14 protein-coding genes are annotated in these 16,317 nt (G+C 69.5%); all 14 read right to left on the bottom strand.

The genetic code is table 11. From position 1 onward, the window contains the following. Positions 1–45: 45 nt before the first annotated feature. Positions 46–3,318, bottom strand: a complete 3,273-nt coding sequence (locus OWC43_RS19425; protein WP_393957906.1) for a hypothetical protein — start codon at positions 3,316–3,318, stop codon at positions 46–48. Beyond that, complete coding sequence (locus OWC43_RS19420; RefSeq protein ID WP_393957905.1) at positions 3,318–5,153, bottom strand: hypothetical protein; 1,836 nt, start codon at positions 5,151–5,153, stop codon at positions 3,318–3,320. The genes OWC43_RS19425 and OWC43_RS19420 overlap by 1 nt, the downstream gene beginning before the upstream one ends. Positions 5,154–5,156: 3 nt before the next feature. Beyond that, the gene (locus OWC43_RS19415; RefSeq protein ID WP_393957904.1) at positions 5,157–6,455 is read right to left on the bottom strand and encodes a hypothetical protein; all 1,299 of its coding nucleotides are present in this window, start codon (positions 6,453–6,455) and stop codon (positions 5,157–5,159) included. 2 nt (positions 6,456–6,457) lie between these two features. Next, positions 6,458–6,868: a hypothetical protein gene (locus OWC43_RS19410; RefSeq protein ID WP_393957903.1), complete on the bottom strand. Its 411-nt coding sequence runs from the start codon at positions 6,866–6,868 to the stop codon at positions 6,458–6,460. Beyond that, positions 6,865–7,158 (bottom strand): hypothetical protein, encoded by a 294-nt coding sequence (locus tag OWC43_RS19405; protein ID WP_137829139.1) that lies wholly within the window; start codon positions 7,156–7,158, stop codon positions 6,865–6,867. Before OWC43_RS19405 ends, OWC43_RS19410 begins: the two co-directional genes overlap by 4 nt. Beyond that, positions 7,155–8,651 carry a hypothetical protein gene (locus OWC43_RS19400; RefSeq protein ID WP_393957902.1) on the bottom strand — a complete coding sequence of 499 codons (1,497 nt, stop codon included), beginning with the start codon at positions 8,649–8,651 and terminating at the stop codon, positions 7,155–7,157. The genes OWC43_RS19405 and OWC43_RS19400 overlap by 4 nt, the downstream gene beginning before the upstream one ends. 3 nt (positions 8,652–8,654) lie before the next feature. Continuing rightward, positions 8,655–9,317 (bottom strand): hypothetical protein, encoded by a 663-nt coding sequence (locus OWC43_RS19395; RefSeq protein ID WP_393957901.1) that lies wholly within the window; start codon positions 9,315–9,317, stop codon positions 8,655–8,657. A 78-nt stretch (positions 9,318–9,395) separates the two neighbouring features. Next, a complete protein-coding gene (locus OWC43_RS19390; protein ID WP_393957899.1) occupies positions 9,396–10,034 on the bottom strand; it encodes a hypothetical protein in 639 nt (212 codons plus the stop codon). A gap of 93 nt (positions 10,035–10,127) precedes the next feature. Further along, positions 10,128–10,520: a hypothetical protein gene (locus OWC43_RS19385; RefSeq protein ID WP_393957898.1), complete on the bottom strand. Its 393-nt coding sequence runs from the start codon at positions 10,518–10,520 to the stop codon at positions 10,128–10,130. An 83-nt stretch (positions 10,521–10,603) separates the two neighbouring features. Further along, positions 10,604–11,698, bottom strand: coding sequence for a N4-gp56 family major capsid protein (locus OWC43_RS19380; protein ID WP_393957897.1), 1,095 nt, complete (start codon positions 11,696–11,698; stop codon positions 10,604–10,606). A 387-nt stretch (positions 11,699–12,085) separates the two neighbouring features. Then, entirely contained in the window at positions 12,086–15,127 is a 3,042-nt protein-coding gene (locus OWC43_RS19375; protein WP_393957896.1) for a hypothetical protein, read from the bottom strand. Between the two features lie 3 nt (positions 15,128–15,130). Then, the gene (locus tag OWC43_RS19370) at positions 15,131–15,439 is read right to left on the bottom strand and encodes a hypothetical protein (protein ID WP_393957895.1); all 309 of its coding nucleotides are present in this window, start codon (positions 15,437–15,439) and stop codon (positions 15,131–15,133) included. Positions 15,440–15,478: 39 nt separating this feature from the next. After that, on the bottom strand, positions 15,479–15,694 hold the full coding sequence (locus tag OWC43_RS19365; protein ID WP_393957894.1) for a hypothetical protein: 216 nt from the start codon (positions 15,692–15,694) through the stop codon (positions 15,479–15,481). Next, entirely contained in the window at positions 15,694–16,302 is a 609-nt protein-coding gene (locus OWC43_RS19360) for a hypothetical protein (protein ID WP_393957893.1), read from the bottom strand. The genes OWC43_RS19365 and OWC43_RS19360 overlap by 1 nt, the downstream gene beginning before the upstream one ends. Positions 16,303–16,317 lie beyond the last annotated feature (15 nt).

The following is a 16,317-nucleotide window of genomic DNA, read 5'->3' as shown; positions in this document are numbered from 1 at the left end:
ATGGTCGCCGCTTTTTGCGCAGGGGCATACTTCGTTTGGTGGCCGCTACTTCGCGCCTGGCTGGCGAAGCGGCGCGGCCCCTCCGTTGGCCAGCGTCAGCAGACGACGGGTGAAGAGTTCGGCGTTCGGCGACCCGACGGGCGATTTCGCGAGCGCCCGTAGATCGGGCAGCGCGCGCGGATCAAACATCAGACGCGACAACGCCTCGCTCTGGCCAAGCATGCTCGCCCGAGTCATCGCATCGCCTGCCGTCCGTCGCAGACCGACCATGGCGCCCGCCGCCGCACCCGTGACACCGCCAACGGATGCGCCAGCGGCGGCGCCGGTGGTGACGTCCGAGATTGCCTGCCCGATCCGGGTGTTTCCGCTGTCGAGGCGCTTCTGGATCGCCTGATTGAATGCGGTATCCGACCCCTTCTGCGGCCGGTAGCCGGTCGCCTCCAGCGTCGTCATGAGGCGATCGACACCCTTCCAGATCGTTTCGCCGTCGGGGAGGGCCCGTAGCACCGCCTCAAGGTTCCGCCGCTGCTGCGGGTTGCCCCGGACAGCCGAGGCGAACCCCGCACCGCCGTACTGTGCGGCGAGACCCCGCTGCTGCTGTGTCGCTTCGTTGAACACCCCCTCGAGGTGGACCCGGGCGAGTTCGCGCGCCGCGGTTGGACGATTGCGGGCGAGCGCCGCCATCGCATCGGCAACCTCGTCCGCGCTCCCAGGCAGCGGGTTGGCGTTGAACACGGCGCCGATCGCACGCTTCACGTCGGGCTGCTCCGCGATACGGCCGAGCGGAGAGGCGAGGACGCGGTCGAGCCCGTCACGAGCCCGGACCACGCCGTCAAGCCGACCGTAGACCTCCGGCAGCATCTCCAGCACGTCGGCGTTGTCGCGAAGAAGCCCGTTCAGCCGGTCGGGATCGATCGCGCCGCGCTTGTCCGTCGCCCCGTCGAGGATCTGCGTCGCCAGCCGATTACCGTAGGCGGTCCGCGCCTCCGGCGTGGCATTGGCGAGCAGCTCGCGCGCTGCGGTAGCGCCCCGGAGGTGGGACGGCACCTCCTCCGACGGGGTCGCCATGCGGCCGGTGAGCGGATCCTGCTGCGTCACCCGACCGAGAGGCGTGTCGCCGCCGAAGACATCGAGCGGGCGGCTGTTGCGGGCGAAGTTCGCATCCGCCGTCGCGACCTCCGGAGCACCCTTGAGCTGCTCGTCGAGGCTCGCGCGCACGGTCTGGAGATCGCGCACCTTCGTCGCGTCGCCATCGCGCCGCGCTAGACCGATGCGCTGATCCAGCCGCTCGCGGGCATGCAGCAGGCCTTCGACGCTCAGATCGGTCTCGCGGACGCCGGAGACCGGATCGGTGCCAGCCTCGAACAGATCGCGGCGGACCTGGTCGAGCGAGGAACGGACATCGCCCTTGGCGGTGAGCGCCTGTCTGTCGAGCGCATCGACCGCAGCCTGCGGGTTCACCTGCCCGAACCGCGGCGCCGAAATCTCTTCCGTCACCGTCGTCGGCACCATGCGCGAAGACGGTCCGCTCATGGGCTCTTTGGCTGCCATGACGACGCGTTCGAAGGCGGTGAGGGGATCGGAGTCCTCCCCGCGCACCAGCGCCGCCGCCGTACGGTCCAACACGCCCTTATCGACGGTCCTGGGATCGACGCCGGCTTCGGTGAGCGCCTTGCGGACATCGGCCAGGGCGGTGCTGGACGCGGCCTGGAACTCATCGCGCATCTGAGCGAAGCCCGAGCGGTCGTCGCTGCCCTGCCAGTCCCACGGATAGGTTCGGCGACCGCGCTGCTCCTGCTCCAGAAGCCTGATCAGCTCGTCGTGAATGTTGCGCTCCATCCCGCCGCCGCGATCCGGCGGAAGGTAGCCCTCCTCAATCAGCTTCGTGCGCCAGTACGCGTCGATGCCCTTGCCATTCTCGCGCACGAGGTTCGCGACGCCGGGCTGTCGGTAGCGGTCGAGACCGGCGGCCTTCACGTCACCGCGCTCGAGGCCGATGCCGCCGTTCTCGGCGATGTAGCGTGCGAGCGATTTCGCGCCGGGCGGCACCGGAGGCGCCTCTGGTCGGGTCGGCGCAAGAGATCCGAGCGTGTCCGGCCCCTGCGGGGGCGGATCGTAGCGCAGCGGCGCACCCGCGTTGTTGTCGAGGGTCTGGAGCATCGGCTCGCCGGGCCGCTCGACGGTCACGGTCCGCTCGATACCGATCCGATCCGGCGCGGCGCGGGCAGTGCCGTAATCCCAGGCGGCCTGCTCTGCGCGGGTCGCCTCGCGCGCATCGCGCACGGTCGTCATCTCGCGCTGGATCACCTGCCCGGCGCGATCGGCCGAAGTGCGCGGCCCGACGGCTTCGCGCGCCTGTGTCAGGGCCATGCCTTCGGGCGTTTGGGCGATGCCGGCACGGGCCGCGGCTTGGACGTCGAAGGCCAACCCGGTCGGCGTACCCGGAGTCGGCGTCACGCCGTCGAAAGCGGCGCGGGCGGCATTGTCGATGGCCGCCGGGCGAGCGGCATAGAGTTCGGAGGCGATGCGTCCGCCCTCACCGCCGGAGTTCGCCGCAACGCGCTCCAGCTGCGAGACACGACCCGCCCGTCCGCCGGTGGCGGCATTGAGCGCCTCGCCGACCGACAGCGCAACCGGACCACCGGGCGAGGAAAGCGCCTGGTCGCGGATGAACTGTGCCGATGCGAGTTCGGCCTCGCTCAGCCCTTCAGTCGCCTCGCGCAGCAGCGGCATGCCCGGAGCCTCGCCGCGCACGGCCGTCACGAGCTTACCAATGCCGCGGCCGATCGCCGGCCCCGCACCACCGAGTGCGCCACCAACCCCCGCGCCAAATCGGATTTCGTCGAGATCACCGCCGCTGCGCACCGCTGAATCGGCACCGCCAATTCCCGCGCCGGAAAGAGCCCCGGCCACACTGCGGACGGCGAGCGATCCAGGGCCGACGCCGAAGGCGGCCGGAGCTGCGGCGACGAGAGGAGCGGTTCCCACCACCCCGCCGCCGATTTCGCCCGCAACGGTCGCGATGGGATGCTCGGCCGCGGTGTTCTCGCCGAAGCGCTCGACGTTCGCGAGTTCGTCCGAGAACCGGGTGTCGTTCTTGAGGGACCGGATACCGGCTGCGACGCGATTCACGCCGCCCAGGAGGTACGGACCGACTACCGGCACACCGTTGATGAGCCCGCGGCCGACGGCGGCAGATGCATCACCCACCTGCCCGTCGGCGAACGGGTCATGATCCACCGGCACGAGCTTCGGGCCGGACGACGAAGCCGCCGGCGCATCGGCGAAGGGATCGTGATCGACGGGGACCAGCTTCATCACTGCACCTTCAGGTACTTGCCGGGCCGTTTCGGGTCAGGGACGTACCACATGCCGTCGCCGGCCTGCCGGGCGCCTGCCGGAGCGCCCTGCGGCGGCTCTCTCGGAGCTGACGCCGTGGCGCCTTCGCGGGCCAGCGGGAACAGCGGATTCGCGGTCGCGTACTCATCGAGCACCTGGTCGAACCCAGCGTCGAGCCGGCCCTGGTTCTTGCCAGCATATTCGCGCGCGAGGCGCGCAACATCCTGCTGGCGCTGAGCCAGCTTTCGAGCCACGCCGATCAGGTCCCGGTTGCCCTGTTCGGACTGCGCGAGCGTCGGCGCGGTGCGGCTGATGTAATCGCGATCGGTGTTCGAGATGCCGGGGCCGAGCGAACCGCCGAGGCCGTCGAGCACCACCTTGTTCGAGAGGGCGTCGAACACTTCCGCAGCGGAGGCGGCGCGGGGATCCTTCACACCGAGCGCTCCGAGGAACTGGTTCGCCCGCTTCATGCCCTCACCGCCGACACCGGAGTAGAAGCCCGGCGTCTTCATCGCCTGCTCCATCAGCGCCAGGGTGTTGAGGGTGGATCCGGCGTTCCGGCCCTTCGTGGCAAGGTCGAGCTGATACTCGCCGTATCCCTTGCCGACCGTGGCGTCCTGCGCCTTCTCGGCACCCATGTTGATCGTGGTGCCGGCCTGGTTCACCGCCGAGACCTTGCCGTTCGCATCGCGCTGGTACGAGCCGGCCGGCAGCCCGAGCCGGACCCGCTCATCCTCCGGCACCATCGACACGGATTTGTCCTCCTGCCGCTGGAGCGCGACGGTGCGCTGTCCGGTGCGGCGGTTGACGCTCCAGGTGTTGCCGGCTTCGTCCGTCTCGGTGCCGTAGACGTCCTGCGGCTGGCCCGCGGCGGCACCCTCTGCCTGCGCCTGGGCACGGGCCCGGATGATGCTGGGATCGTTTTCGCGCCCATGGTTCGGGTCGCGGACGATCTTCAGCGCTTCGGTGACGAGAGAGGTGTTCGAGCCCGCCGCCAGCGCTTCGGCGTCGGACAGGTCCGGGAAGGCGCGTTTCAGGATCTGGGCGTTGCCCTGGAGGGCGCCCGTCTCCTGCTGAAGCTTGCGCTGCTTCAGCGCGAGTTCGGCCTGCGCCAGATCGGTCGCTACCCGAGCTTTCTGGGCGGTCTGGTGATGCTGAAGACCGGCGCCGACGGCAGGGCCGAACCCCGGCGTGGTCATCAGCCCCATGCCGATCGAGGTGAGCAGCCCGTCGGTCGAGCGGATGGCGCCGGCAGCCTTGTCGAGGAAGCCAGGTTCCTCGCGGGTCGGCGCGGTGGCGAGGCCAGCCTGGGGCTGGGGCGCGGCCATGATCGGCTTCGCGCCCTCCGCCGGCAGGTCGGCCTCAGGGTTACCCGAGAATTCGGGAGGACGGGTCGGCGGCATCGGCATGCGCATCGAGGCCGTGGGCGCCTGCGGGGCCGCTGCCTTGGGAGCAAGGCCCGGAAACCCGTAAGGAGCCGGGGCGGCTGACCCCGACCCTTCGAGGCGGCGCACGTCGTTCTCGGTCTCCGCGATCGCGGGTGGAGCAGCCTGAGGGCCGGCCACCGATCCGCTCATCGGCATGGGACTGAACAGTCGCGCGACGTCTTCCGGGCGCATGGACGCTGTCCCGAGACCGACGGGGGATGCGCTCACCGTCCCCTCGAGACGGCGCACATCGTCCTCGGTTTCTGCAACCGCGGGGGCGAACGGTGCACCGCCGACCGGCCCGCTGAGCGGCATACGGTTGAACAGCCGCGCCATGTCTTCCGGACGCATCGAGGCCGCGCCGAAACCGAAGGGGGATGCGCTCACGGCTTAAACCTTCCCGTAGAATTTCGAGGCGGTGTCCGCGCCGGCCAACGCGAGGCCGATGAACTGCTGCAAGGCGCTCGGCTGCGGGATCTTCTTCGTCTCCTGCCCGACGACCGTTCCGCCGAGCCCGGCAGCCGGGAACACGAGGCTGCTGGCGAGCCCAAGCGACTTCCACGGCGCGGCCTGCGTCTCGTCGAACAGCTCGCGGCTGGCGTCGATTTCCTCCTGGCGGGCGGCATCGCGTGCCGCACCGACGGTGGTGACATCGCGACCGCCTTGGGTGAGGGCGGCCTGCATCGTCGGCACCATGCCGGCAGCGGCGAGCCCCGCCGCCCTGTCGCCCTGCGCCCCCGAGAGCAGCGCGCTCGACTGCTGGAGCCGGCGGGTGATGTTGTCGGCATCAAGCCCGGCCAGCGCGGTCTCGCCCGTCAGCGCGTCCTTGAGCGCGCCCTGCGCCAGCCCGGCGCCGGTGGCGGCGATCGAGGCGTTGCCCTGGTTCACGCCCGCGACCTGCCCCATCAGCGAGCCGGCGAGGCCCGCGCGGGCGTTTTCGGCCGCGTCGATGGCGGACGCCGCCGAGGCCTGGCGACCCCGCTCAGCGTTGTAATCGGCATACCGCGCTTCGGTGCCGATCCGGTTGGCGGAGTCGGCGATGGCCCCGGCGAACCGGCCGGAACCGTAGCGACCGGAGGCGGCGAAGCGCTGCGCGACGGCGGTGCCGGCCTCGTTCGCTCCGCGGGAGATGATCGATTCCAAATAGGGATTGCCGGCGTCGAGGTACTTGCCGTCGGCGACGTCCTGGAGGGAGCGCTGGGTCTGGGACGAGCCCGAGGCCAGCCCGGCGGCGAGGCCCGCGACCGGCTTGGTGTCCGTCGCGTAGGAGCCGCCTGCCATCGCGGCCCCCGTGGTGGCCGCGACGTTGTTCGGATCGGACAGCTTGCCGACGATGGCCGAGGTGCCTCCCCTGTTGACCGTCGTGTCGATCCCGGCGAGCCCTGCGGTCGCGTCCCGCGTCGCCGCGGTCGTGCCACCGGAATCGGTGAGACCGTTGACGAAGCCCGCACCGGACTGCGCGACACCGACCCCGGCCTGAGCGCCGGACTTCAGCATGTCGAGCCCGGCCTGCGTGTCGGACCCGAGCCCGGCGGTGCGCTGGCCCCCGTAGACCGCCGAGCCCGCACCGGAGTCGAGCAGCCCGTTCGCCCGGTTGACGATGTTGGTGGCCGCCGGGATGGCGGGGGCCCAAGGCGTCGATTCCTGCTTCGTGTTGGTGGTCTGCGTCTTCGATCCGCCGCCGGGCATGGTCAGAGGTCCTTGGACAGAGAGATCAGGGGGCGGCGGCGGTAGCCGCGGAAGATGCGTTCCCAGCCCGGACGACCGCACAGGTGCACGCTCATGGCGCCGAGGTGCCGCGCCCAGGCCTCGAAATCGGGGATGACGTGCTGCCACGCCCGCAGCGAGCCGCCGCCCGCCGCGACGAGTTCGCAGGCCACGGTGCCATCGGCCTGGAGACAGAACCGGGCGACCGCGGCGGCGAGGATCGTGTCGTCCCGGCAGGTCAGCAGGAGATGCGCCGCACCGGCCCGGCAATCGGTCAGCAGCGTGTCGGTCGAGATGTCACCGACGCTCCGCTCGCAGGCCCGGCGGAGATGCGCCTCGACGGCGGGCCAGTATCGCACCGCCTCGACGGGCGGGATGGCGTAGAAGCGGATCATGGCTTCCGCACCTCGAAGCGGACCCGTCGCCCCTCCGCTCCGGCAGCGTGGCCGAGCGTGAACGAACCGCGGCCCGTCGAAAGGACGTGGATCCCGGCCAGTGCCGCACCGGCATCGAGCGGGGAGAGCAGCACGAGGCTGTTCGGACCGCACCGCGGATCCAGAACCTGCGTGGTGGAGGCCGCCGCGAGCGTCGCCTCACCGATGGCGTTCGAACTGCCCTGCGCGAGATCGCGGATCGCGCGGGTGATCTTCGCGAACGAGGTCTCGAATTCGCCGGGGACGATCATCGGCCGCCCTCCTCGACGACGTCGGCCTCGACGCCCGTTGCATAGGACCAGGTCGTGCCGGCCGGGATGCGGAAGCGGGCCCGGTGCACTCGCGCCGAGACGCGGCACGGCGACCAGCCCTCGACGTTCGGGGGCCGCTCCCTCGCATAGACCGGCGCGTCCGAAGCCTTCAGGCTTTCCCGACCGCCGACGGCGGCGCGCCAGTCGTCGGCATCTGACGACAGGCGGACGCCGCGCGCGAAGGCCCGGTTCGGCAGGAACGGGCGAAGGTCCGGCGTCTCGAATTCCGCCTCGAGCGGATCGCCGTTGAACAGCGCGAGCCGATTGTCGGAGGTGACCATGCCGAGCGCGGGCACGCCGCCGGCATAGGTCGCATCGTCGAGCGAGAGCTGCCCCTCGTCATCGAGCGAACCCGCGATGTCGTCGATCGACGTGGCGGGCGTGGCCGCGACGAGGCCGGCGCGGATCGAGAGCGTGACCGGACCCGCCCACCGGTCGAGCAGCCAATCGTAGACCAGGGCTTCGCCCAGCACCGTCGGATCGGCGGCCGGCGCGCCCTTGAGGCGATAGGCGAAGAACATGCGCGGGCCGGTCGCGTCGCGGATCGCCAGCGTCGCGGCGATGCGGTTCGGATCCACCCTGGACAGGAAGAACCGATTCACGCGCTCCGCGCCGATCGGCGTGGAGGTCGAGCCGGCGAACGGGAAGGCGTGGAAGCCGTCGCGATCGACGAAGAACACCCGACCACCGACCCGGGCGACCGCCGAGGGCGAGACCGCGCCGCGGTTCTCCTCGAGCACGGTGAAGCCGAACACCGCCTCACCGCCCGCGAAGTCCATCCGGCGCGTGGTGCGCTCCTGCAGGAGGAGACCGCCATCGCCGCCGGCCAACCCGGTGACGGCACCACCGTCGGGGAAGCTCTGAATGTCCCCGTCGTGGCCATCCTGGACGCCGAGCGGCCAGGAGGCGGGATCGCCGATGTCCGACCACTGCACCGCGTTCGGGTCGGAAGCGAGGTTCCCAAGCACCAGGTACTCGCGCACCACGGCGACGAGGCGGGCGCGCGGCGGCGGAAACGCGCCCCCCGCGCCGAGATCCCGGAATTGCTTCTCGATGTCGACGTCGATGACCTGGGGCGGGGCGCCGAGATGCACCGCGACGAGGAGCATGCCGTAGAGCGCGAACTGCCAGGAATCGTCCGTCGGCATCGAGTACGTGCGGGCCGCGTTCGACACGTCGACCCACTCGCCCCGTCCGAGGGAGCGATAGAGCTTGGTGCCGGTCCCGGCGAAGTAGACCGGCGTGCCGAAGCGCGGGGAGATGACCGCGACCGCGCCGCGACAGGCTGCGGGCAGCGCTACCGTGATCGGGACCGGCGACAGGATCGGCGCGTAGCCGTCGGCGCGCGGTACGACGTTACGGGCGACAGCCGACACGGTGGCATCGACCGAGGCGACGTCCGGCGCGTATGGGGCGAGCGGGGTGGCGGGCACGGATCAGCTCAGCGCTTTGGCGGCGACGTCCGCCTCCATCTCGGCCGTCTTCTCGGGACGGCGCCCGACCTTGCCTTGGCTCGAGCCGCCCATGAGCAGCTTGAGCCGCTCGTCGGCATCGGCGCGCCACTTCGCGGCGTTCGCCTCGTCCTTCTGGAATTTGTAGGCCTCAGCCAGCACCCCGTAGAGGTAGAGGTGCGGCGCCTTCGCGATCAGCCAGTTGGTCTGGGCGCTCGCCGACAGCGGGGGGATCTGCCGGTAGAAGGCGAGGTCGATTGATCCGGCGACGAAGGGCTTGATTCGGACCGCGCCCGCCAGGACCGTGAAATACTGCGGCGGGCCGTTCGGGCGGTAGCGGAAGGTGAATTCCGGGCTGTTCGGCTCGAAGAAGCGAAGGGAGCGCGGGCGCAAGCCTCCTTTGGCGCCGGTCCATTCCGCGCTGATCCACTCGACATAGTCGGCCGGGACAGGAGCCCCCTTGAGCGTCGCGTCGAGCGCGATGGTGGCAACCTGCTCCATCCCCGGCGCCTTCAGGGCCGAGTTGAACCGGTTTTCGGTGAGCTGCACGAAGGTCGGGAAATGCTCGTCGATGTCGCTGCGGGCGAGATACGCGCCCACGGCGTCGAGGAGCGTGTCGAACGACGTGATCGTTGCCGGATCAGCCATGGTGTTCTCCGGGCAGGCCAGCCCGGTCCCCTGCGCTGCGTGGCGCCGGCAACGGGACGATCGGGATGGGAGGGGCCGTCAGAGGTCGTGCGCGGCGATCCGGCCGGACGAGGCGATGACGTTCGAGCGCGCCCGCAGGCGGCCCTCTTCCTCGCTCACGAGGACGCCCTGTGCCTGCGCGAGCTTGGCGTCCTTCAGGCTGTTCAGCGCGAGGTGCCGCTTGGCCGACGCCGCGATCAGGCTGCCGGCCTCGTCGGTCCAGGCGTTGCCTTCGTCGAGCGGCGGCACCGGCAGCAGGACATGCGCGGTCAGGCGCACCGTCCATTCGCCGGACGGCATCGGCCAGAGCCGGAGCGACCGGTCGAAGTAGGAGAACCCGCAGGGCCGGGACGGTGCCGCGGGATCGTCGAGCGCCTCGATGGACGTTTCGGGAATGCGCCGGAGCGTCGAGACTTGGCCATTCTCGATGAGAACGGCGCTGTCGATCGCCATCAGGTCCGGGATCGCCGGGGCGTCGCCGGAGCCGTAGACGTCCGTCCCCGGTAGGGTCACGAACGTCAGGATCTGCTCGTTGAAGAAGAAGCGGACCGGCTGGTAGTGCCGGATCGCCCGCTCAACGGCGCGGAGGACCTGCGGCTCCAGGTCGGCCCGCTCGATGTCGTCCTCGATCTCCGCGACGAGTTCGGCCAGCGTCGGGCGGTTCTGCGCGTCCGGCATCGGCATCGCTCGGTTCGGGAGGAGGGGGCGGCGGGGCCGGTGGCTCCGCCGTCAGGAGCGCGGCGGCCGCAAAGTGCAGCCAGACCAGCGACATCAGGCGTCGTTGTTCGGCGCGTATTCGAACACGAGGGTCGCGGCACCGGCGGCCGGACCGCCCGTGATCGTGCCGTAGAGCGGGGTGTCGGCCGCCAGCGGACCCTTGAGGGTGCCGGTGTCCGGACGCTTCACGCCCGCCGCGGTCACGGCCGAGTCGGCAGCCGCGACGATGTCGTTGCCGCCCGGCGTGGTGCCGACGATCAGCGCAGCGCCGGCCGAGAACGCGGTCGAGACGAGCACGAGGGTGCGGGAGATGAGCGCGCCGGCCGGGAGCGCGGCGGGCATCACGAAGGTGCCGTTGGCGAAGGTGACGGAGCGGCGGACGTAGTGGATTTCCTGCTCGCGATACTCGCGCGCGGGCGGGTTGGACGGGGGGACGTCGGTGGCCATGGCGGGCCCTCTTCAGGATGGGGGGAGGAGGACGCGCGGAGCCCGTGGCCCCGCGCGCTGATCACTCAGGGGAGGGCGATGCCTCAGGCCGCGTCGGCGGGCTTGGCGTAGGTCGGGATGACGATCGTGCCGAAGTCGTCGCCGTTGTAGGTCGTCTTCTTCATGCCCCAGATCGCCCAGGCCGAAACCTCGAGGTTGCGCTTGTGGTCGAGCAGCTCCTCGTTCCAGCGGTAACGGGTGTCCCCGCCGGCCTTGCCGTAGGCGATGGTGGCCGCCTGCGCGCCGAGCAGCACGGCGCGGCGGGTGTTGGCGACCGCAGACTTGCCGTCGGCCGAGACGCCCGCGGTGATGTCCTGGGCCTCGCGCAGGATGACGCCGTTGTACTCACCGAGCGCGCCGGTGAAGATCGGGCTCTCGCTCGACTTGGCGCCGGCCATCGCCGCCTTCTGGATATCCAGCCACTGGCCCGCCGAGGTGTTGGTGCGCAGCGAGGTGATCTGCTCCGAGGCGAGGTAGAGGATGTAATACTTCTTCCCGTTCACCACGACGGGGCGGATCATCACCTTGCGGCCCTGGCCGCCGGTCTTCGCCAGCTCGACGGAGCGGTCGATCAGGTCGAGGGTGAAGATGTCGCCTGCCACGAGGGCGGCGTCGTTGGCACGGCCGTTCGGACGCATGATGCGACCGGACGACGGCGCGGTGACGACGTTGTTGGCGGTGAACTTCTTGCCCAACTCGTTGGCCGGGGTGAAGCCGCAGACGTGGTTGAAGAAGCAGACCGTCTTGCGGGTCTGGAACCAGTCGGCGAGGCCGGCACGGGCCTGCTCACGGAGATCGAACGGCACGCGCTGCTGGTCGATCGTGTTCTCGGACTTCACGCCGACGACGTGACCGAGCTCGTCGATCGTGACCTTGTCGGAGTTGGTGCCGAGCTGCTCGCCGTTGCCCTCAGCGACGTCCGAGGACGAGAAGCCGGGGCCCTTGAGCTGCATGCGCAGGCCGAAGGTGACCTGGTCGCCGTTGCCCTTCTTGGTCTCGGTCTTCTCCTGAACGACCGAGGCGTCGGAGGTGCCGATCAGGGGATCGATGTCGATGGACTTGTTGGCTTCGACCGCGAGCTTCTTCGACCAGAGCTTCACGGCCATCGGGTCGTTCTGACCGAAGGCGGTATAGGACATGGGGGTGCCTCTGAGGCTTGGGATTCCGTGGGAAGGGGCGTTGCGGGCGTGCGTCGCGCCGCGGACGGAAGCCGGGCCCCATGTGCCGTTGGGGACGGTGGTCGGACGGGAGCCGTAACGGGGCTCAGGCGGAGGCGCTGACGCGGCTTGGGCGGATCGCGTGACGTGCGATCAGGCGAAGCGGCATGCGACGGCGCGCCGGTCCGCGGATCGCGGGCAGCGTGTCGAGGATGCCGAAACTCGGAGAGATGCCGCAGACGGGGCCTGTGTCCGCACGTCTCGCGACGGATAGTCCTTGGGGCTGTTTTGCCCGTCGGGTCAAGGGGGTCGCCGGCTGCCGCAGCGGGATGGTCCCACCGCGACAGCCTCATTCAGCCGTTCGCTACGTCACGCTGGGCGGTTTTGCTCCAATGCCAGCTTGGCACCCGTCTCCATCCGATAGTTGTCATAGATGACAGCCTGAGAGGGGATCGGGGCGAGGTATTCGCCATAATCCGCTGCACCGTTCTTCTGATTGCTCGGGAAGTTCTGCGCAGCGAAGTAGTTACCGTTGATGACGATCGCCGTGTTTTGGCCGGGGAACGAGATGTCATAGTTCGGATCGACGAACACATTGCCTGTGATCGTGATCGTCACGCCGGCGTCGATTGCAGCGATGTCAGCCAGCCTCACGGCCTGAACGTGTCCGACGCCGCGACGCATATCGAAGTAGTTATCTTTGACGACGATACTGCCCTTGAGCGTGCGCGGCACCACGTTCGGGAGCACCTGAATGCAGTCGAAGTGTGGGTCTTCGAGCTGAGACTGGCCGCCGCCGAAGAAGAAGTTGCCCTGTACGGTGCCACCACCTTCCGACAGGCGGATGTGGTCCTCCGGCATGTTCCAGAAAGCATTATCCTTGTAGGTATGCGATCCCGTACCACCGGGATGCATGACGAAAGTCTGCGCGCAGCCCGCCGCGTCTTGGATACTGCCGCCGATGTCGTTGTTGATCAGCGTGTAACTGCCGTTCTGGCGGTTATCGATCGCGCAGATCTTGGACTTCGCAGGCTTGATGACGTTCTGCGAGAACGTGAGGTTGAGCGGCGTACCTCCCGAGGCCGGAATGCGGAACGTCCAGTCGTCCTGAAGCAACCAATCCGAGATCGTCGTCTGGTCGGACGGGATCGAGCTTGTGAGATTGATCCACTTGTTCGTCGTGTCTCGCTGCCACCCGGTCGGCAGGGTCGCCGTGGCCGCGTCCTTCAGAGCATTCGTCGAGGTCCGCCCGACCAAGCGTCCGTTGGCATAGGCGCCGCCCTCGTAGAGGTTCGAGCCCGGCAGAGCGCTTCGGATAGCCGAAGGCAGGTTCGCCAGGTTGAGGGGCGCCGGATCGACGACCGCGTTGACCCACCCCATGAACTGCTTCCAGGGGACCACGGCCTCCATCGCGATCTTGATGTGATGCTTGGTGCCGGGATGGAGGCCGGTTCGGTCGTTCAGCGCCGCGGTGACCCGAGTGCCGGCCGCCATGGCCGTGCTGCTGCTGCCGGAGAGCGTCACGACGTTGCCGTTGATCGTCTTGACGATCGCGTCATAGGACCCGGTGCCGCCCGGGTTCACGATCAGCATTTCGCCGAGCGAGATGCCGGTGACGCTGGCGAGCGTGACCGTGAGGTTGTTCGCCGCGCTGTCGACCGTGATCGTCGTGTCGAAGGGGACAATAGCGAGTTTGTCGCGGTTCGCCCCGGTGTCATAGGAGCCGGGCCGCCACGCCGCGAACGAGCCCTGGATCCACCCCTCGGAGCGGGCCTGCGCAGTCGGATCGCCGTTCGCAGCGCCCTTGCCGATGATCTCGTTCGCGGTCCAACGGATGCCCGGGGACGTGCCGCCGTTGTACGCGTCCGATGCCTGTACGTTCTGGCCCGCGAGGGACTGCCAACCATCCGACGAGGAGACCGGACGGGCCAGCAGCTCGGAGTGATAGATCGGGACGCCCGGCCACTCCGTTTTCAGCACCTGCCAGAAGCCGGTGAGCCATGAATACGGGTTGGCGATCGACGCGGAGTTATTGCCGTGGTTCGAACCGATGAACGTCATCGGCGGCTTGTTCGAATTGACCGCCGTCACCTTGGCGACCGCGTCGAGCTTGCGGCTCCAGTTGGCACGGGTCGACCAGTCGCTCGGCCGCGCGCCTTCAAGGGCCAGCGTGCCGAACGCGATGCGCTGGGAATTCGTGTTGTCGTCGAGACCGCGCTGCCAGTAGCCCTGCGTGCCGCGGGGCGACATGAAGCCGGTGATCGAATTCTCGTTCGCGCCCGCCTGGATCGAGTCGCCGGCGAGCAGGCCGACGGGACGCCCGTCCCAGCCCTTGGCGACCATGAAGGCCGGGATGACATGGCGCGCGAAGCCGTTGGCGGTCAGCGCCGTGCCATCGGTGCACTTCGCCGCGAGGCTCCCAGAAGATGAGAGCATGCTGATTTCAGCGATGTCATTCGCGCGCGAAACGCCCGCGAGCGTCGAGCCGCCCGGCGCATTCCAGGCCATCCGGCACTCGATGACCGTGTTTGCCGGCATCGTGACGGGGATGGCGTCGAGGAGGAACCCGGAGGCATCAACGGCCGGATCGACCATGAACGCTGCGTTCGGGCACTCGTACCAGGTGCCGCCGACCTTGATGGCCAGCTTTTCGTACTGATAGGCGGTCGGAAGCGCGAACTCGGACGGGTTCGCCCCTGTCGTCACCCCGTAAAACGTGGGCAGGAAGAACCGCGGGTTCGACACCGCATAGTCCGGCGTGCCGATGAAGAACGACTGCACGGAGTAGACCGTGCCGCTCCCCGACAGGGTGCCGGTCGTGGAAGGGAACCGCAGGCGCGTCGCCGCGAACATGTAGCGGTTCGGGTCGCCCGCCGCCGGGGCCTCCACCGTCACGGTGATGTTGAACGTCTCGCCCGTGCTCAGCGTGACCGTGTAGGCCTTCGTGCCGACCGAGGAGGCGGTGAGGCCGACGAGGATCGCGTTGCCGGCAGCGTTGAGCGTCAGACGGCCGTCGTTCGGCGCGATCGACTTCGCGGTCACACCGGCATCAAGGCCCGTGATCGCCGCAACCAACGAACCCGCCGACGCGCCGGCCGTGAACTTGGTGGCCGCCGGGCCGAGTCCGACGATGACGGCTGTGAACACGCTCTCGCCCGGCAGCGTCCAGGCGAAGCCGTAGCTTTCACCGCCGGCCGCCGCGGCGCTCAGGGTGTAGCTCGCCGCGCCGGTCGCCGTGACGGTGGCGGCGCCGAGTGTGGTCACCGTGCTGCCGACCTTTTTGCGGCAGACGGCGGTTGCGCCGGCCGGTACGGTGCCGGTGACGAGCATGGCGCCGACGGCGACCTTGCCGACCGAGGCAGCGGGCGAGTTGCCGCCGCCGAAGAGGTTGAAGGGGTTGCGCTGGGCCATGGTTCAGCCCCGACGCAGGACGGTGACGGAGCAGGTCGCCGAGGTGCCGGCGGCCGAGACGTCCTTGACCGCGAGGTTGTCGACGATGGCGGTGCCCTGCTGCGCATAGAAGTCGAGCAGCGAGCCGTCGTGCATCACGAGCCGGAGCGTGCCGCCGACCGAGCAGGCCAGCGCGACGCCGTCACCGGAGGAGACCGGCGTGCCGGGCGTGATCGGCGCGGCGGAGCGATAGGCCGGCACCACCGACTGCGCCAGGACGGGCAGCGGAGCGAGTAGAGCGCAGGCAAGCGCAAGGGTTCGGACAAGACGCATGGTGCGCTCCGTGGGGTCGTTCGGGGAGGGAGGAGGGGCTTAGGGGCGGTCGCCGACCCGCAGCGTGGTGCTCAGCACGGCGGTCTGGCCGCTCAGGAGCGTTGGGCGCACGCCGGGCGGCAGGAGGACGATGGCGACGACGACGCCGAGCGCGAGGATCGCCCAGCGCTTCGCCGGGGCGACGTACATGTTGGCCGGGATCAGGGCTTCGGGCTCAAGAAGGTCCCAGCGGCGATACCCGACGTTGGCGGGCATCAGTCGACGTCCGCCTCAACCGTGATCGAGAACCGCTGACCGCTCGTGGGGGTGAAAGCGGTGCGGGCCTCAAGCAGCGCGTAGATGTCCGATGCGCCCGCAGGCACGTCGAAGGCGATCGGCGGCGAGAAGGCCATGAAGCCCTTCGAGCCGTCGGAGAGGATGCCCTGCGCGAGCGTCACATCGGCGGAGCCGTAGTAATTCACGTAGTTCGCGACCGCGGCGGCGAGCACGCCGTTATCGCCAACGGCCGGCGCGACCAGCGTCTTGAACAGGTGAAGCCGCAGAGTGCCGGCGAAGGCTGCTTGGTTGGTCGCCGCACGAACCTGGATGACGCGGCCCGTCCCGCCCGGAATGCGGGCCACGCCGGGCAGGGTGATGACGTTGCCGACGCCGGGTGCGGTCGAGGCGCCGATCAGGTCACCGACCGCATAGTCCGCGGTATCGGCCGGGCGGATCAGCACGCCGGTCGAGATGATCGTGGTGCCGCCGACCTGCCCGATGTGGGCCTCACCGGGGGCGTTCGAGGTGACGAGCGGGGCCGCGGCGACGCCCAGCGGATTGCCGGAGCGATCCACGAGCTGCGTGGTGACCATGGGTGCGGGCATCGTGCCGGGCTCCGT

Origin of the sequence: Methylorubrum sp. POS3 (assembly GCF_043352485.1) — a bacterium.
GTDB lineage: Bacteria > Pseudomonadota > Alphaproteobacteria > Rhizobiales > Beijerinckiaceae > Methylobacterium > Methylobacterium suomiense.
This window is presented reverse-complemented; position numbering and strand designations above follow the sequence as displayed.